Source organism: Nitrospirota bacterium, from assembly GCA_016180645.1.
GTDB lineage: Bacteria > JACPQY01 > JACPQY01 > JACPQY01 > JACPQY01 > JACPAV01.
This window is the reverse complement of the sequence record JACPAV010000028.1, coordinates 36097-53277: the sequence shown is the minus strand read 5'-3', so window position 1 is coordinate 53277 and position 17181 is coordinate 36097. Positions and strand designations below refer to the sequence as shown.

At 59.8% G+C, this 17181-nt stretch carries 17 protein-coding genes; 12 read left to right on the top strand and 5 right to left on the bottom strand.

The annotated features are described in order from the left end of the window. Positions 1 to 23 precede the first annotated feature (23 nt). Positions 24 to 416 carry a nuclear transport factor 2 family protein gene (locus HYT87_15950; GenBank protein ID MBI2061232.1) on the bottom strand — a complete coding sequence of 131 codons (393 nt, stop codon included), beginning with the start codon at positions 414 to 416 and terminating at the stop codon, positions 24 to 26. Between the two features lie 151 nt (positions 417 to 567). Between HYT87_15950 and HYT87_15945 the strand changes: the two genes are divergently transcribed. From HYT87_15945 to HYT87_15905, 9 genes are all read left to right on the top strand, one after another. Continuing rightward, the gene (locus HYT87_15945; protein MBI2061231.1) at positions 568 to 1956 is read left to right on the top strand and encodes an aldehyde dehydrogenase family protein; all 1389 of its coding nucleotides are present in this window, start codon (positions 568 to 570) and stop codon (positions 1954 to 1956) included. Between the two features lie 18 nt (positions 1957 to 1974). Next, entirely contained in the window at positions 1975 to 3033 is a 1059-nt protein-coding gene (locus HYT87_15940) for an SGNH/GDSL hydrolase family protein (protein ID MBI2061230.1), read from the top strand. 1 nt (position 3034) lies between these two features. After that, complete coding sequence (locus tag HYT87_15935; GenBank protein MBI2061229.1) at positions 3035 to 4102, top strand: hypothetical protein; 1068 nt, start codon at positions 3035 to 3037, stop codon at positions 4100 to 4102. A gap of 62 nt (positions 4103 to 4164) precedes the next feature. After that, a complete protein-coding gene (locus HYT87_15930) occupies positions 4165 to 5235 on the top strand; it encodes an MBL fold metallo-hydrolase (GenBank protein ID MBI2061228.1) in 1071 nt (356 codons plus the stop codon). A 251-nt stretch (positions 5236 to 5486) separates the two neighbouring features. Continuing rightward, complete coding sequence (locus HYT87_15925) at positions 5487 to 5888, top strand: hypothetical protein (GenBank protein MBI2061227.1); 402 nt, start codon at positions 5487 to 5489, stop codon at positions 5886 to 5888. Positions 5889 to 6215: 327 nt separating this feature from the next. Then, entirely contained in the window at positions 6216 to 6452 is a 237-nt protein-coding gene (locus HYT87_15920; GenBank protein ID MBI2061226.1) for a type II toxin-antitoxin system Phd/YefM family antitoxin, read from the top strand. Continuing rightward, positions 6436 to 6891 (top strand): type II toxin-antitoxin system VapC family toxin, encoded by a 456-nt coding sequence (locus HYT87_15915; protein ID MBI2061225.1) that lies wholly within the window; start codon positions 6436 to 6438, stop codon positions 6889 to 6891. The genes HYT87_15920 and HYT87_15915 overlap by 17 nt, the downstream gene beginning before the upstream one ends. A gap of 61 nt (positions 6892 to 6952) precedes the next feature. Next, a complete protein-coding gene (locus HYT87_15910) occupies positions 6953 to 7126 on the top strand; it encodes a hypothetical protein (GenBank protein ID MBI2061224.1) in 174 nt (57 codons plus the stop codon). A 70-nt stretch (positions 7127 to 7196) separates the two neighbouring features. After that, complete coding sequence (locus HYT87_15905; protein ID MBI2061223.1) at positions 7197 to 7838, top strand: HAD family phosphatase; 642 nt, start codon at positions 7197 to 7199, stop codon at positions 7836 to 7838. A 110-nt stretch (positions 7839 to 7948) separates the two neighbouring features. Here the strand turns inward: HYT87_15905 and HYT87_15900 are convergent, their stop codons facing one another. The 3 genes from HYT87_15900 to HYT87_15890 all read right to left on the bottom strand — a co-directional run bounded on the left by HYT87_15900 (position 7949) and on the right by HYT87_15890 (position 11081). After that, positions 7949 to 9025, bottom strand: coding sequence for a hypothetical protein (locus tag HYT87_15900; GenBank protein ID MBI2061222.1), 1077 nt, complete (start codon positions 9023 to 9025; stop codon positions 7949 to 7951). Positions 9026 to 9055: 30 nt separating this feature from the next. Then, positions 9056 to 10324 carry a right-handed parallel beta-helix repeat-containing protein gene (locus tag HYT87_15895; GenBank protein MBI2061221.1) on the bottom strand — a complete coding sequence of 423 codons (1269 nt, stop codon included), beginning with the start codon at positions 10322 to 10324 and terminating at the stop codon, positions 9056 to 9058. A 154-nt stretch (positions 10325 to 10478) separates the two neighbouring features. Further along, positions 10479 to 11081, bottom strand: coding sequence for a class I SAM-dependent methyltransferase (locus HYT87_15890; protein ID MBI2061220.1), 603 nt, complete (start codon positions 11079 to 11081; stop codon positions 10479 to 10481). Positions 11082 to 11141: 60 nt separating this feature from the next. Between HYT87_15890 and HYT87_15885 the strand changes: the two genes are divergently transcribed. Both HYT87_15885 and HYT87_15880 read left to right on the top strand, forming a co-directional pair. Further along, on the top strand, positions 11142 to 11477 hold the full coding sequence (locus HYT87_15885) for a hypothetical protein (GenBank protein MBI2061219.1): 336 nt from the start codon (positions 11142 to 11144) through the stop codon (positions 11475 to 11477). An 87-nt stretch (positions 11478 to 11564) separates the two neighbouring features. After that, positions 11565 to 14735, top strand: a complete 3171-nt coding sequence (locus tag HYT87_15880) for a hypothetical protein (protein ID MBI2061218.1) — start codon at positions 11565 to 11567, stop codon at positions 14733 to 14735. Positions 14736 to 14769: 34 nt separating this feature from the next. Here HYT87_15880 and HYT87_15875 read toward each other — a convergent pair whose 3' ends face one another. Continuing rightward, entirely contained in the window at positions 14770 to 15492 is a 723-nt protein-coding gene (locus HYT87_15875) for a crotonase/enoyl-CoA hydratase family protein (protein MBI2061217.1), read from the bottom strand. A gap of 125 nt (positions 15493 to 15617) precedes the next feature. On the opposite strand from HYT87_15875, the gene bioA reads away from it, so the two are divergent. Continuing rightward, complete coding sequence (bioA, locus tag HYT87_15870; protein MBI2061216.1) at positions 15618 to 17108, top strand: adenosylmethionine--8-amino-7-oxononanoate transaminase; 1491 nt, start codon at positions 15618 to 15620, stop codon at positions 17106 to 17108. Positions 17109 to 17181 lie beyond the last annotated feature (73 nt).

Here is a 17181-nt window from a genome sequence, read left to right as displayed (position 1 = left end):
ATCGCCGGCCGGGACAAAACCCGCTACATACCGAGCAACGGCGCGAGCACGGCCCGGTCGAAGTAGACTTCGTTTCGCTTGATCTTGTCGTTCTCGATGACGACGAGATCCATCCCGTCCACCTCCACGGAGGGTCCGCCGTTCGGCTTGCCGATCTTTGCATGCCACAACACCGCCACGCCGTTCAGCTTGTCGAGCGGAAAAGCCTCGCGAAGCGACCAATGCATCTGCCAGCTTGCGAAAAGCTTCGTCAGATACCGCCGCATTCCATCGCTCCCCTTCACTTCGCCTCGCGTATTCGGATCCCGGTAAACCGTGTCCGGGGTGTAACAATCGACGACCTTTGCCACGTCTTGCTCGTTCCACGCCCCCAGAAATTTGTCCGAAAAGGTCTTCACTTCCGCTTGCGTCAACATGTGGCCTCCTTCATCAGCTCCAACACTACACCCTCCGGCAAACAGCGCCAAGAGCCGTGCAACCCGCCACCGGGCGGATGGATTGAGACCTCCGGGTGGGCGTGGTAGCTTCAGCGCCTGTCCAACCCATGATTGGAGGCATTGCATGGAAATGATGATCGATGGAAAGAGTACCGGCGCGCGGGAAACATTCCCGGTGCGCAATCCGGCGACGCTTGAGGTGGTGGATTCAGTGCCCAAGGCCACACCCGACCAGGTGAATCAGGCCGTGGAGGCCGCGAAAAAGGCGTTCAAAAACTGGAGCAAGGACCAAGCGGCCCGTCGGAAAGCCCTTCAACGGTGTTCCGAACTCATTCAGGAGAACATGCAGGATCTCGCCCAGCTCCTGACCAAAGAACAGGGCAAGCCCCTCCTCGAAGCGAGCGGAGAAGTCTTCTTCGGCTCGATGTTCTTCAGCTATTACGCGAACCTTGCGGTCGAGAATACCGTGCTGAAAGACGACGGTTCGGAAAAAGTCGTCCTACAGCGGAAGCCGATGGGCGTCGTCGCCACGATCACGCCGTGGAACTTCCCGTTCGCCATTCTCTGCTGGAAACTCGCGCCCGCCCTTCTCGCGGGGAACACCGTCGTTTCCAAGCCCGCCTCCTACACACCGCTTTCCACGCTCCGATTGATTCAGATCCTCTCGCAAGCGCTCCCTCCCGGCGTGGTGAACGGCATCAGCGGCCCTGGCTCCATTGGATCGGCCATCGTGAAGCATCCGGACATCCGGAAAGTTTCATTCACGGGGAGCACGGAGGTCGGGAAAACCGTCGTGAAAGACGGCGCCGATACGCTCAAGCGTTACACGCTCGAGCTCGGCGGGAACGACGCGGCCATTCTGCTGGACGATTTCAATGTAGAGAAGGCCGCGAAATACATCTACCGGAATGCCTTCATGAACGCAGGCCAGATCTGCATTGCGATTAAGCGCGTGTACGCGCATGAGAGCATCTACGAACGGCTGGTGGTCAAACTCACCGAAATGGCGAAGGCCGCCAAGGTCGGCGACGGGCTGAATCCGGACAACCAGATGGGCCCGGTGAACAACGAGCCCCAGTTGCAACGCGTGTCGGAACTTGTCGCGGACTCCCGAAAGCGGGGCGGGAAAATCGAGGCCGGTGGGGAGCGTGGTGCGGACAAAGGTTATTTCTTTCTCCCCACGATTGTCACGGGCCTGGACGACTCCGCGCCGCTCGTTGCCGAAGAACAATTCGGACCGGCGCTTCCTATTCTAAGATATCGCGACGTCGAGGAGGCCGTCGAGCGCGCCAACTCAAGCCATTTCGGATTGGGCGGATCGGTCTGGTCGGCCAACCGAGAGCGGGCGGAGGAAGTGGCCTCGCGTCTCCAAGCGGGCACGGTTTGGGTGAACAATCACCTCTGGCTCGAGCCGGACGTGCTTTACGGCGGAATCAAGGAAAGCGGCATCGGCGCCGAGATGGGCATCTGGGGGTACGACGACATGGTCGACCACTCGGTGCTGAGCGTCAAGAAATAGCCTTCTCCCACCGCTGAATTGGCTTTCCGCGCAAAGCTTCCCGCACTCGCAGGAGGCTCCCTGCTCGTCACCCTCGGGATCGTGGAAATCGCGTTCCGGATTCTTGGAAGCGCGGTTTCCCACCGGCCGCGGATCGTTGTCGGACAGGACGGCAAGACCGCTGACTGGTGCTGCGTGGGGGAATTGACCATCGAGGATGGGCTGTACAAGTTCCCTCCACGTACAAGTTTCAAACACTGCTACGACAGCAACCCTAATGGCGAATTCGACGCTGAGAACTGCGTGCCCTACCGGATCAATTCCGCCGGTTACCGGGACGTGGAATACGACGCCAACAAGCCGCTGGATGTTTTCAGGATCGTTCTCCTCGGCGATTCGTTCACCGTCGGAGAAGGCGTGCCCTTCGAGCGCATTTTCGCGAGGAGACTCGCCTCGGCACTGGAAGGCAAGGCCATTCGGGGTAAGAACATCCAGGTGCTGAACATGGCCGTTTCCGGCGAAGATACGGACGGCATGATCGCGCTCTACCACCGGGCCGCATCCCGACTCGATCCGGATCTCGTCGTCCTTCAATGGAACACGAACGATTTCCCTTCCTCCAAGCTCGCCCAAGATCATCAGCGCCTCATCGGCATCCAGTACCGCGACAGCTTCAGGCCGCCGGCGATTCTGGCCTGGAGCATGGCGGCCTCCTTCGCTTGGCGCCAAGTCCGGCTGCGATCCGTGTCATCGAATGTCGTGAGCTTGACGGAAGACGAATTGGCCCGGGGAGGCACCAATTTCACGAAGGTCCTGCTCCTGAGCAACCTCGTCCGGTCCCGACAACAGGAGTTTGCCGTCCTCGTCTTCCCCGAATTGGTTCGTCTGGAAGATTATCCCTACGCCAATCTTGTCGGACGACTCAACACTTTCCTGGCTGCCGAGAAAATCCCCGCCATAAATCTCCTTCCTGATCTCGCTCGGCACAGGGACCGTGATCTCTGGGTCCACGAGACCGATCACCACCCGAATGGTCTCGCCCATGAAATTGCATCCCAAGCTCTCCTGCGTTATCTCAGCACCCGAATTGATCCGTAGCATGACCCCCCTTCAATGCGCGCTGATGACCGCCATTCTTCTTTTCTCGTGCGGTGGAAACTCGGGCCGGATCCCCGCGGTCTCCTCCGGCGCCGCCGTCTGGAGCGAGTTTGAGACCGAGGAAGAGGTCGAGTCGGTTCTCCCGTTCATGGCCGAACATGGGCTGGCGTTGAATCGAAGCGTAACGCTGGGGGCAACCGATTTCAGGCGGCTGGAATCGCTCGTGAAATCCGCGCATCGCCAAGACGTGGTTGTCCGACTCTGGCCGGAGCTGAAGGAAGAAGACGGTCGATGGCCCAGCGTCGGAACGCGCGGCCTCTTCATCCCTTTCTTCTATGAACTGATGGATTTCGTCGAATCCAGGAAGCTCCCCGTCGATACGCTCTATGTCGATCTCGAACCCTCGCTTGCACGTGGTCGGGAGCTTCTCGCGGCACTCTCCCAACCGGGATCGAACGTCCTGGACGGACTCCTCAAGTTCTATGAGGCCAAAGTCCTCGATCCCGATTTCGAGCCGGGCAAGACCGATTTCAAGAACATGGTCGACAACGCCCACGCGCGGGGCTTCAAGGTGTTCATGACCACCATCCCCTTCATCCTCGATGATTTTGGGGACGGTGACCCGTCCATCCAACGCGCCCTGGAATCACCGGTCGAAGGGATCGATTGGGACGAGTACTCCTTCCAAGTCTACACGACGATGTTCTCGAACTTGTACGGACTCAAGCTCGGCCCCGCGCTGGTCTACAGTTACGCCCGGACGGCTCGGACCCAGTTCGGGGACAAAGCCGCGCTGGACCTCGGGCTTTTCCTCGCAAGCCCGGACGTGTTCAGCGGTGCCGCAGGTTTCGAATCGCCCGCTGAGATGGAGGCGGACGTTCTGGCCGCTTTTGCCGCGGGAATCCCCGTAGATCGCCTCCACTTTTTCTCTCTCGAAGGCGTTTTGGGAAAACCCGATCGCGGCAACTGGTTCAACTGGAACCTCGCCGCAGCCGGCCAACCCAAATCCGAACCCAACGTCGCCCTCCTCCGAGGTCTCCTCCAAAGCGTGGACCAGCAGTACCCATGAGCGAATCGGCAAAGAGGGAATCGAATAATTCCCCTCCCCCCTGGCGGGGGAGGCCATGGTACATGCCGCGCCTTCCTTGGCGCGGCGACATCGCATGGCCCCAAGCCGTCCTCGGCAAGAGGGCGTGGGTGGGGGGGGTGGTCCTGGCCTCGATTCTCGCCGGTGCCTCCGTATCATGGGGAAAGTCTCCCGCCCTCACCGATCATTTCAACGGCAAACGTTTTTTCAATCCCGAAGGCGGCCGGGGCAAGAGCCGCACACTCGCGGTCCTGCGATGGGGATTCACCCGAAAACCGCCGAAATGGGTCGACGTTCCCGTCACCCGCACCGTCCCCCCGAAGGCAGTCGATGGAAATGAGATCCGCGCCACGTGGGTGGGTCACTCGACATTCCTGATCCAGTGGCAGGGGATCAACATCCTGACCGACCCGATCTGGTCCGAGCGGGCGAGTCCGGTCAAGTGGACGGGGCCGAAGCGACACGCCGAGCCGGGCATCCGGTTCGAGGATCTGCCGCGGATTCACGCCGTCGTCATCAGCCACAACCACTACGACCACATGGACGCAGCGACGATCAAACGGCTCTCCATCGAGCATCATCCGCAGTTCTTCGTTCCGCTCCGGGTGGGCGCTTGGTTCCAAAAGAAGCACATCGCGCCGGTGACCGAACTCGATTGGTGGCAATCGCGTTCGCTGGGTCCGTTGTCCATCTTCAGCGTGCCGGTGAAACACTTCTCCGGGCGATCACCCACGGATCTTGACCGGACGCTCTGGTCCGGCTGGATTCTGAAAGGCCCGGACGGCAGCGTCTTTGTTGCGGGCGATACGGGCTACACAAAGTTCTTCTCGGAAATCGGACGCCGGTTCACGCCGGTTCGCCTCGCTGCGCTCCCCATTGGGGCCTATGAACCGCGGTGGTTCATGAGTCCCGTCCACATCGATCCGGCGGAGGCCGTTCAAGCCTGCGTCGATCTCGGCGCGGCCCATTGCATGGGCATGCACTTCAACACATTTCGGCTGACGGACGAACCTCAAGACGAGCCGCCCATCAAGGCCAAGGCCGCGTTGGCTGAGAAGGGGCTCCCCGACAATCTTTTCTGGCTCCCCTACCACGGCGAATCCCGCTCGTTCTGAGTCCTCCTCAGCCCAGCCACCGCAGGCTGAAGCCTGCGCCTACCTCGGAAAGGAATCCTTGGTAGCCGCGGGCTTCAGCCCGCGTCGGATTCCTGGGGACAGAACAGCCGCTTCCCCACATTGACTTCCCCCCACCTTCTCCTACAATCTTTCCAGAGGATATGAGCACTCTGCCGAACCGGGAAATCATACCGACACTTCCGGGCCGCGCGTTGAGCGATCCGGCTATCGGCGTAGAATAGGAATGAGACATGAACAAACTTCTGCTTCTCGCTGAACGGCTCCAGAAGAAAGCTTCGGAGGAATTCAATGCCGCCCGACGGAACGGCATGGAAGAGGCCGATTTGATCCAGGCGGCTGAAAAAGGATGGCTGGCAGCTCACCGGGCGACGAACGCCCTACTGGCGCATCGCGGGAAAAAGATCACTTCAGGTACTCGCCGGAAGGAGGAGGAGCTCGCCGGATTGGAGAAGAAGTATCCTGAGATCAAGAAAGCCGACATTTTGGAGAAATTCGCCCGATTTCATTCGAGGCTCCACGTCCAGGCCGGGTACATGGACTATATTTCGGCCAAGCTGATCGAACGCGACCTCCGCGCCGTCGGAGACTACATCCACACCGTCCGCCGCTTGGTGAGCACCCACCCCCGTTGAGGTCCAAGATGTCAACACGTATGGAATGCGTAGGGGAGGGTCTTCAGACCCTCCCGACAAGAGGGAGCAACCAAGAGGGAGCACCTGAAGGTGCTCCCCTACGAGGAGGCAAGGACAAGAGGGAGCATCTGAAGATGCTCCCCTACGAATCGGCATTCTGTTGGAGGCTCTTATTCAAGTCATGGGGCCGGGTCTTTCGTTATCACATCTCGATTTATTTGTGGGGCTCGGGGGCGGAACTTTCATTGATGTTCCCGTGGCCGTGAGGGCCGGCGGCGGGGCCGAACGGCGTTTGACAAAATGTTCTACTTGTAGCACATTGGTCTCATGAAGGTTGCGGGCATCCGGGAAGCGCGGCAGAACATCACCACGCTGATCCGAGAGGTGGCGAAAGGACGGGAGGTGCTGCTCACGGATCGGGGAAGGCCGGTCGCCCGACTCGTCCGTCCGACGGACGGCTCACGCCGTCCCTTCCGCAGCCATCGCCAGTTCCGCAAAACCGTTCCGCTGAAGGGCCCCCCGCTTTCGGCAACCGTGGCCAAGGAACGTGAAGATCGTCTCTAGTCCCGTCTACCTCGACACAAGCGCCCTCATCAAAATCTACGTGTCGGAATCCGGCAGCGACGAACTGGAGGACGCCCTCGAAGGCCGGACCGACCTCCTCGTCTCCGACCTCAGCATCACGGAGGCGACGTCCGCGATATGGCGAAGAGTTCGCCAGTCTCACCTGTCCGCGCGGGACGCGGGACGAGTCTACCAGCGCCTCATTCGCGACCTGCGTGATGGACAGTACCAACACCTGGATCTGACTCCGGACACCCATCGTCGCGCCGAACAGTTCTTGATGACCCTGGGCACGAGCCAGTCTCTGCGAGCGGCCGATGCCCTCCACATCGCGTTGGCGACCGGTTCAGGCGCACATACGCTGATCACGTTTGACCGCCGAATGGCCGAGTCCGCCACGATCATGGGCACTCTGGATGTGCTGCCCCCAGTGGAGTAGGCGTCGCCTTGGCCAAGCGGCGCGAGCAGTCAAACCATCTCCTCAGCCTCGCGGAGCGCCCATGAAGATCAACAAAGTCTGGCATCTGGCGAACAAGATGCCGAAGAACCCCACCCACGAGGAGAGGATGCGGTGGCATGTTGCACATAACAGGAAGTGCCAGTGCCATCCCGCGTCGGCCAAGCTCCAGAGTGAAATTGAAGAGTTCTTGAAGAAAAAGGGAAAGAAGAGATAGGAGTCTCAATCCTCCTGGATTCCCCGCCAGCCCGCGGGGAATGACGCCCTCTGAAACGCAACGTCAATCCGTGAAAAGCCTTCGAGCGATCCTTTTTGATCTGGACGGAGTGATCATCGACAGCGAGAAACTCTGGGACCGGGGACAAGAGATCTTCTTTGCGGGGCGCGGGCTCCCATACGAGAGGGAGCGGCTGAAGCATCGGATGTCCGGGCAGTCCATCCTCGCGGGCGCGGTGGTCATGAAAGAGGCTTACGCCCTGCCCGAAACACCCGAGGAGATTGCACAAGAGCGCGTGAAAATCATCCGCACCCTCTTCCAAAACGAGATTTCCTACGTTCAAGGTTTCGAGGCCTTCTTCGCGGAAGTGCGGAATGGCTTCAAAACCTGCGTGGCGACGGCCATGGAGATTTCGCTCCTGGGTATGGTAGATGCCAAGCTGGGTTTGCGGCGCCGTTTCAGCGGTCACGTTTACTCCGTGGCGGATGTGGGCAACGTGGGGAAGCCGGCCCCCGATCTCTTCCTTCACGCTGCGGCAAAACTCGCAACTGCCCCCAAAGAATGCATCGTGATCGAGGACTCCCCCAACGGAATCGAAGCGGCACGGCGGGCAGGAATGGGGTGCATTGCGCTCACCACCACCTACCGGCGCGACCTGCTGGGAGGAGCAGATCAGATCGTCGATTCGTTCGAGGAGATAGAGCTTGCTTGACCGTGGGACGCGGGCTAAAGCCCGCGGCTACCAGCATTTCGGATCCGTGGTAGGCGCAGGCTTCATGCCTGCGGAGATCCAGCAGCGGGTTCCCCTTCGGTTTGAGGCCCTCACTTGCACGAGCCGGAGAGGCCGGTAATCCACTCGCGGACGAGGGCGGCGCCCTCTTGATGAACCAGCTTGATAGGGAGTTCCGGCATCTGGATTCCCGGCTCGGTCGATTCGATGCGAAAAACAAGGATGGAATCGTCCGGACGGCCGGGAACGATGTCGAAGAGTTTGTCTCCCGCGCCGCGTCCAGCCGCAACCGGCGGCTTGCACACGCCAAACTGAATCGGATCGACTTGGAGGTATCGGAGATCCAGGGCCGACGTACGGGCCGGGCCTTCCGGATTGTGGCAGTGCGCGCATTGGACATCGAGCCACGCACGCGCCCGATCGGCGGGCGAGTATGACTTGGAATCATCCCACACTGGAAGTTTCTGAACCTGACTGACGGATGGCAGGCCGCTCAAGGCCCCCACCCGCGCCCAATAATCGAGCTGATTTTCCCGACCTTCCGCGTAGTCGTAGTCGCGATTGAGATTGGCTGCCTTCAGGCCGATGAGCGTCACGGTCTTCCCGGTCACGTGGCACGACTTGCATTTGTTCGCATCGGGAATGATGTAGCGATTGGTCTTCGACTCCCCATCGGAGTGGACCCAATTCGCTTCGAAGATGCTTCCCGCTTGATCCAACTCCGCTTCCGTTTGCGCTTCGTTCCAAACATAAACTCGCGGTTCCCAACCCGAAGCCGTCCGCACCAACAACCGCGTCTCGATGATTCGCTCTCCGGCGGATGGGTCGCCCATGTCGTTCAGGTAGGAAAATGTTTTGACGACAACGGTGCCGATGGGGAGTTCCAAGGGCCCGTTCTCGGCGTACGCGGCGCTCGAGCCAGGAGGTATCCACACGAATCGTCTCTTGTGCGTGTAGTCCGAGAAGAGCGGCGTGTTGAGATCGTATGGGACCACGCCTTCGTTCGGCTGGAAATCAGCCATGCGGCCCACGAAGAAACGGTAGGACGAAAGTCTTACCGGCGTCTCGCGGTTCAAATGGACCTGAACGGTCGACTCGCTGCTCTCCGTTGAGCAGCCTTGGAGAGCCGCGACACACACCGCAGCTGGAATGACGAGCACCGTGCCCAGCCGCCAACGATTTCCCAATTCCCGCTCCGCCTACTGTACGCCGGGGATCGATACGGCCGGAAGCGCCGATCGACTGCACGTGAACGCCGCCACGTCGCGGATTACACGGTCGGCGGACAGGTCGAGGATATCGTTGGGATTAAGTTGCAAGTCCGCAAAGCCCCCATCCGTATTATTTTGGAGGCAGATCTCCATGGACGATCGGGCGGGATCTTTGATGCCATCGTAAAGGATGTCCGGCACCGCCTCGCTCCCGAAGAGGACCTTCATGCCAATGCCGATTTCCTTCGTGATGTCCGGGTTCCCCCCGCCTCCGATGAAGGTGTTGTCGTGGATGAAGGTCTTCACCGGATACGGATCGTAGACGGCATCCATGTCCTTGAACGCGAGCTGAGTGACCCAATAGCTGATCACAGCCAGTTGCGCCGTGTCGTTGTCCTGGATCGTGTTCCCGAAAATCTCCACGTTGTCGTTCGCCATCACCAGCATGCCGGTGCCTTTGGGAACCATCGCCACAATGTTCCCCGCGGGCGCAAAGTTTTTCGTATTGTTCTGGATGGACCTGTTGTTGTAGACCCGGACGTTCCCGCCGTCTTTCACTTGGAGTCCCGGAAGATCGAATACCAGAATGCCCCCGGCGTTGTTCCGAGCTTCGTTGTCGTACACGTCGGCGTTTCGCGAATTCTCGATTTCGATACCCGCCACGTTGTACTCGGCCCGACTCCGGCGAACGATGATGTTGTTCGACTGCCCCACGTAAATGCCGGCATCGGACGCTCCGATGGCCACGGAATCCTCGACCAGCACATGGGTGCATTGCACGGGATAGAGTCCGTAGGCCCCATTCGAAGCCAGTGGACCGCCCGTCCATTCCACCTTCATCCGACGGAACGTCACTCCATTGGCCCCCTCCACCTTCAACGCATCGCCCTTCGTGTCCTGGATCGAGAAATCCTCGAAGACCAGGCTGTCGCCCGTCGCGTGAATGCCCTCCGCGCCGGCCTCCTGACTCTTGAAGGAAAGGATCGTCTTATCCATCCCCTTCCCGCGAACCGTAACGTCGCTCGCATCCAGAGTCAGCCCCAGGGTCAGATTGAATGTTCCCTCGCCGAGTTCAACGGTGTCCCCGCGCTTCGCCTTGATAAACGCCGATTGGAGGTCGCGTTGAACGTCTGCGCCCGTCCCGACCTGGATGCAGTTCCCACCGGCCGCGGCCGGCGTGCAGCCGTCATCCTCGCCGCAAGCGGACAGGCCCGCCCACGCCAATACTCCGAACCCGAGCGTGACTACCTTGCCCATTCCTCGTCCCATGTTTTCCTCTCCCTTCGCCGAATAACCTCCCCCGATCAGCGTCGGCTATGCCGCGTGATGTGGAGCTGTGAGGTCCACATTCTAGGCCCGTGCTCATTCAAGTCAAATCGCAATCCGGCGGATTCGCGAGCGAGGTTTCCTGTTACTTGTTGGAGGGTTTGGCCAGGTGGGCAAGAATGAAAAGCCCGCGGGGACTGCGCCATCGCTCTTCTCGAAAGCCGGCCTTCCGGCAGGCCCCACGGAATTGTTCCGCTGTGAACATTTCGTCGTACGGATGATCGAGGACGTATTTCAGAATTTTCGTGGGAGCGAAATTGAAGAAATCGATGGTCAAGTCCTCCAGGAGGAATCGCCCGCCTGGTTTCAGTACACGGTAGATTTCCGCCAGAGCTTTCGGATAGTCGGGGATGTGATGGATGATCCCGAAATCGAGGGCTACATCGAATTGCTTTGAAGCAAACGGGAGGGCCGTCGCCGAGGCCACTTCGAATCGAGCTCTCGAATCCTTCACGCGTTGCCGCGCCAACGAAACCATTCTCTCGTCCAGATCGATTCCCGCGTATTCCCTCGGATCGAAATCGCGCAGCGCAATCTGCGCGCCCACGCCACGCCCGCATCCAACCTCCAAGACCCGCTCCACCGGGCCGATCTCCGCCTTGCCCTTGATGAAACGCCACTCGAGCCGCTGTGAGGCTTCCCGCAGCGGATTGTTCATCATCAGGAATTCCCAGCGATTCAGTTTCATCGCCGGTATTCTAACGCCATGGCGTTGATTTGGAGAGGGCGAGCGTGTAGCCTGAATCCCATGCGCAAAGCGATTCTCTTCGCCACGATCTTCCTGGCCGGCTGCGGAACGTTCCGGGCGGCGGCGCCCAACATCGTCGTCGGACTTCAGCAGCACCAACTCACTCCTGAAACATACTCCATCGTCGGCCCCGTTTACGGAAGCGAGTGCGGCAAGTCGATTCTCTACATTCTCCACATTGACCCTGCCAGCGCGATGGAAGCGTACAAGAACGCCCTCGAATCGAAGAGCGCTGATTTCATTCTTGAGCCTCGAACGGAAGTGGAGTTTCACAATTACCTCGTCTACCAGAAGTTCTGCGTGCACGTCTGGGGTCTCGGGGCAAAGTTAAGATAGCGAACAGCCATCAGCACTCACCGGTCAGCTCTCTTCCTCAGCACCCTGTTCCTGGCTTTGTTCCGCTGTGCCGGCCAGCCGAATGGCTTGCTCGATGCGGAGGAGGGCCCGGGTCCGCGCGTCATTTTCGACCTCTTCAACGAGCCGCTCCCTGAAATCCCGTTTCCGAACGACATCGCCACGCGCATCGACCCTTCAAGTCCTACCGGACGACGAGTATCCCTCTCTCTCGACGCTCCCACCGACCTCGAGCGCGGCGTCCGCCTCGAAGCGAACAGGCTTTCCGGGTTCAGCACTTTCGGCCCGATCAGCGTGCGCTTCTCCGCGCCGCTCGACCTCACTCTTTTCGCCCAACACCACATCGCCGACAACGATTTCACCGACGATCTGATCTATCTCATCAACATCGAAAAGCGCTCGCCGAATTTCGGCCGCCTCATCCCGCTCGAACTTGGGCAGGGGAATTTCCCGGTCCTGATCGACGAAAAGAAGAAAGACGCCGACGATCCCTTCGGCATCTTTGAAAACGATCCCAAACGCTTCGCCAGCAACTTGCTGTTCGATACTCAGGAAGAGGACCGCAACGGCAATGGGATTCTCGACGAAGGAGAGGATGTGGATTTCGACGGCGTCCTCGATCACCCGAACGTTTGGGATCCCTCAAAACGCCCCGTGGATCAGGATCATGAACTGCTGGCCTTCTACGAGCGGGAAACCAACACTTTGGTGGCCCGCCCTGTCCTGCCGCTCGATCAGCGGACGACCTACGCGGTCGTCCTCACCCGGCGTCTCCTGGGCGCCGATGGGAATCCAATCCGCTCCCCCTTCCGCTACATCAATCACGCCAACCAGACTCCCTCGCTCACAGCCCTCCCGGAGGCCCTTTCCGTCGCCACCGTGCCGGGAACGGGTGACCGCGCCAACCTCGGGATTTCCCTGTCCGATGTCGCTTTCGCCTGGCCCTTCACCACGCAGGATGCCACCGGCGAGATGGAGCTCATCCGCGCCGGCCTCTACGGTCACGGCCCAATGGCATGGCTCAGTACGGCATTTCCCGCCGAATACGAAATCGATCCGCTCTTCAGCCGTCCAAACTCCTCACTCGGTGTAACCAACGTCCATCGGATGCCCGCCTCTACGCTCCGCGGCCTCTTCGACAGCATCGCGAAGGGCTATCCGGATATCTTGAAGTTTTTCGTCGACACGCCGGACACCGAAGGTTTCCTCGAGGAGTTTTTCCGCCCATGGGACTCCATCGACTATTTCATCGCGGGAACGCATCTCAGTCCCGATTTCATGGTGGACAAAGACGGCATCGCCGAAAAAGACTACCCCGCGGACGAGGATGAGGTGTTCGATATTGACGCGCCGGCGGGACGAGCCACGGTGGGGCGAGGGCGTGGCATGTTCTTCTGCGCCGTTCCGAAGGAAAAGGAGGGACGCTCGCAGCCCTTTCCCCTCGTATTCCTTCCTCATGGCTACGGGGGTTCGAGAATCGCCGCGATTCTCCAGATGGGACCGATGGCCGAACATGGATTCGCAACCTGTGGCGTGGATGCGTTCAGCAGCGGGATGGCCGTCATTCTCGGCGAAAGCGCCAATCTCCCGATCAACCTCGAAACCATTCGAGCTCTGCTCAAAGGCCTGGCGATGGAACCCTTCTTCGACAACGTGATTCTCAAAGGCCGCGCACGCGACCTGAACAACGATGGCTTCGCCGAATCGGCCGGCGACCTTTTCACGCCGGACCTGTTCCACACGCGAGACGCCCTTCGGCAAACCATGGTGGACTACCTCCAGCTCGTGCGGATCATGCGATCGTGGGACGGAGCGGCCCGATCAAAGCAGGACCTCGACGGCGACGGCTTACCGGAGATCGCGGGCGATTTCAACGGCGACGGGAGGGTGGATTTCGGCGGTCCGGTCGGAATGGGGCGAAAATACTACATGACCGGTTGTTCATTGGGCGGAATCACCTCCGGCCTCATGAGCGGCATCGAACCCGCGCTCGTGGCCTCCGCCCCGATGTCCGGCGCCGCCGGTCTGGCCGACGTTGCCATCCGCACCGTGCAGCCCCGCGCAATCGAAGCCATCTATATGCCGCTCTTCGGACCGATGATTTCCGGAAACCCCACGTCGGATGGACGGATCGAAATCAAGCACCTTGCTCTCAACATATATCTACAGGCTCACCTCCCGTTTCTCGTCACCGATCAGATTCAGCCCGGCGACCGCGTGGAGCTCCACAACCTCACCAACGGCGAATGGGACTGGCAGATCGTCCCGTCCACTCGGAGATTTCGGCTGGCCGTAGCCTCCGATGCGTTGAACGGTTCGGAAAAACGTCATCTGCTCGGAACTTTGGGAAAGGTCAAGCCTCCCGAGGAAACGCCTTCTCTCGATACGGATGAATCCCTCCTCGCCGGTGATGCGTGGGAAGTTCGCGTGTGTCCCGGCCCAGACTTTCGAACCGCGCCCTGTTCCGATCGGAAAGCCACCTTCCGGCGCGTGGAAAGCCCCTTCGTATTTCAGGGAGCCCGATACGAAGCCGGGAGCCGGCTCGTGGCGCTCCACTCCGGATACGGATTCAAACGGAACCGCCCCGATTTCCGCCGTTTCGTTTCCATCGCCCAGACCGCCATCGACCCCGGCGATCCCGTCGCTTACGCCCCCCATTACTTCCAGTCACCTCTCGACTTCAGTTACGAAAAGGACATTCCCAGGGACGATTGGGCGGTTCCCGTCCTCGTCGTGAACACCGTGGGAGACATGAACGTCCCGATCGGCACGGGCGTCAACATCGCGCGCGCAGCGGGGATTATCGACGTGCTCTCGCCCAAGGCGGAGTACGGCGGACTCACCGAGAACGAAGTGATTCTGAGGAATGGCGTCGCCCAGGGAGCCGAACGACTCAAACTGTTCGCAGGTCCGCCTTGGAATGATGACAGAGAAATCCTATTCGATCTGGACGACCTCGACAACGGGACGGACAAGTACAAGGCCCCTGATTTGAGGGCGAAGGGTCAGTCTCCGTTGCGGGCGACGAAATCGACGCGTAACGGCGTCTCCGGAATGCGGATTCCCTACATGCGGTCCACCGGCCAGCATTGCTTCGGTCCGTCGAATCCGAGCAAAGAGTTCAACGTGGACAACTTCATCCTCCAGCAGGCCGCCGCATTTTTCCTGGCGGACGGGAAATCAATCTCCGACGACCCCTGCCTCGCAACGGGCGACTGTACCTTCTTTCCGAAGAACTGACTTCAGGACCGACCGGCAAAGACCTGACGCTTCGTCACTGTCTCCCCGCGAAGGGGCCGGTGCGGAGGAAGGCGTCGATGTGGGACTCCTCCAAGGCCCACGCTGTCTCGGCGGCCGGCCCACGCATCGCTTTTTTCGTCATCGCGAAGGCAAGCTCGGGTAACCCTGCCAGTCTCCTCGCATCTTCGAAGGCCTGATCGAACACCTGGCTCGCCGGCAGAGCCCGGTCGAGGTAGCCTTTCCCCACCGCGGTGAGCGGATCGTACAGATCGCCAAACAGCATGGCGCCCGACCATGCCGGTTCGGGCAGAACTGATTTCGCCATGGCCACGACATACGGGGGAAGTACGATCCCGATAGCCACTTCGTTCAGGCCCACCTTGAACGGCCCCTGTGCCCCGATCCTCCGATCACATCCGAGGGCGAGCACGGCGCCCCCCGCGATGGCATGGCCCGTTATGGCGGCGACAACCGGCTTCGGATGCTGCCAGACACGGAGCATCGTCTCCCCAAACATCCGCAGAAACGGCTTGAGTTGATCCATGGGGAGCGTCGGCAGGATTTTTAGATCCAGCCCGGCGCTGAAAATCCCCTCACGGCCGGCAAGGAGGACGGCCTTGGCATCCTTCAAAGCCAGATCCAAGCACGCGTTGAGTTCCGCAAGGAAAGTGGACTCGATCGTATTGGCCTTCCCGTCGTCCAACCGCAGCACGGCGACCGAATCTCGAAGTTCGTAGTGGATCTTTTTCGCTCCCATGAGTCTTGCCTCCTTCAACTTGTGTGTCTGGTACAATGCCGCGCATGATTGGCATGACGTTTCCTTTCGCGGTCCTTGTAGCATAGCGGAAAGGGCCGCGGATGAAAAAGAGAAGCCAGCCACGGATGGTGCGGTACTTGCCGCATCGGCGCCGTCCCAAGGATGGGCGGCGCAAGAACGGCAAGTGCCAATCGAACTGGAAGGAGATGGACAAGCAATTCGTCTGGCATCCCTTCACCCAGCATGCCGAGTGGAACGCCGCCGATCCCCTCATCATCGAGCGAGCGAAGGGAAACTATCTATATGACGAAGACGGAAACAAATATCTGGACGCCGTGTCATCCCTCTGGTGCAACGTGCATGGACACAACGTCTCCGAGATCAATCGAGCCATTAAGGATCAGCTCGGCCAACTCGATCACTCCACTTTCCTCGGACTCACCCACAAGCCGGGGATTCAACTCGCCAAAGAACTCGTCCAACTCGCTCCCCCCGGACTCTCCAAGGTGTTCTACTCGGATAGCGGCGCGACGGCGGCCGAGATCGCGCTCAAGATGGCGTATCAGTACTGGCAGCAAATGGGACCCACCAGGAAGGTCCCCGAACCGAAAAGAAAGACAAGATTCCTTACGCTCACGGAGGCGTATCACGGCGATACCATCGGCTCCGTCAGCCTTGGCGGCATCGACCTTTTTCACGCAACCTACAAACCGCTCCTGTTCGACACCATCAAAGCCCCCTCGCCCTATTGCCACCGGTGTCCGGTGGGGTACAAGGGAATGGGCTTCGACAAGTTCGCCAACGCCCTTCACAGGAGCAGCAAGTCATTCAACGCCGAACGCGATCTCCCCTGTCGTTTTGAATGCTACAAAGTCCTGGAGAAAACGCTCCGCGAACATCACACTGAACTCGCCGCGGTTTTCATGGAGCCACTCGTCCAGGGCGCCGCGGGAATCGTGGTTCACCCTCCCGGCTACCTCAAGCGGATCCGAAAACTTTGCGACGACCATGGTCTCCTGCTGATCCTTGATGAAGTAGCCACGGGGTTCGGTCGAACCGGAAAAATGTTCGCCGCCGAGCATGAAGGCGTTTCACCCGATATTATGTGTATAGCCAAAGGCATCACGGGAGGGGTGCTCCCTCTCGCGGCCACGCTCACCACGGATGCGGTCTATGTAGCCTTTATCGGCGCATACGAGGAACAAAAAACCTTCTATCATGGACACACCTACACGGGGAATCCTCTCGGCTGCGCCGCCGCGCTGGCGAGTCTCCATGTGTTCCGAAAGAAGCAGGTCCTGCAATCGCTTCCCAACAAGATCCGCGCTCTTCACACTTCACTCATCACACTTCACTCTTCACGGTTTGTCGGCGAAATCCGCCAACGCGGCCTCATGGTGGGGATCGAACTCGTGAAGGACAAGGCCACGCGGGATCTCTTCGACGTCAAAGACCGCGTCGGCTACCGCGTCTGCATGAAGGCCCGCGACTTCGGCGTGATCCTCCGCCCCCTCGGCGACGTCATCGTCCTGATGCCGCCCCTGAGCATCACGCCCTCCGAAATCCGAAAACTGGCACGATCGGTTGATCGATCCGTCTTGGAAGTGCTGGGATAGCCCGTCGACGGGTCGTTCGACGCTACTGGCTCTACCCGCTTCTCAAAGTGCGTTGGCTCCGCTAAGATACAAA

Bases quoted from the DNA above. Each gene is read 5' to 3' on its own strand.
- HYT87_15950 (MBI2061232.1), bottom strand. From the start codon at position 416: ATGTTGACGCAAGCGGAAGTGAAGACCTTTTCGGACAAATTTCTGGGG.
- HYT87_15945 (MBI2061231.1), top strand. From the start codon at position 568: ATGATGATCGATGGAAAGAGTACCGGCGCGCGGGAAACATTCCCGGTG.
- HYT87_15935 (MBI2061229.1), top strand. From the start codon at position 3,035: ATGACCCCCCTTCAATGCGCGCTGATGACCGCCATTCTTCTTTTCTCG.
- HYT87_15930 (MBI2061228.1), top strand. From the start codon at position 4,165: ATGCCGCGCCTTCCTTGGCGCGGCGACATCGCATGGCCCCAAGCCGTC.
- HYT87_15925 (MBI2061227.1), top strand. From the start codon at position 5,487: ATGAACAAACTTCTGCTTCTCGCTGAACGGCTCCAGAAGAAAGCTTCG.
- HYT87_15920 (MBI2061226.1), top strand. From the start codon at position 6,216: ATGAAGGTTGCGGGCATCCGGGAAGCGCGGCAGAACATCACCACGCTG.
- HYT87_15910 (MBI2061224.1), top strand. From the start codon at position 6,953: ATGAAGATCAACAAAGTCTGGCATCTGGCGAACAAGATGCCGAAGAAC.
- HYT87_15895 (MBI2061221.1), bottom strand. From the start codon at position 10,324: ATGGGCAAGGTAGTCACGCTCGGGTTCGGAGTATTGGCGTGGGCGGGC.
- HYT87_15890 (MBI2061220.1), bottom strand. From the start codon at position 11,081: ATGAAACTGAATCGCTGGGAATTCCTGATGATGAACAATCCGCTGCGG.
- HYT87_15885 (MBI2061219.1), top strand. From the start codon at position 11,142: ATGCGCAAAGCGATTCTCTTCGCCACGATCTTCCTGGCCGGCTGCGGA.
- HYT87_15875 (MBI2061217.1), bottom strand. From the start codon at position 15,492: ATGGGAGCGAAAAAGATCCACTACGAACTTCGAGATTCGGTCGCCGTG.
- bioA (MBI2061216.1), top strand. From the start codon at position 15,618: ATGGTGCGGTACTTGCCGCATCGGCGCCGTCCCAAGGATGGGCGGCGC.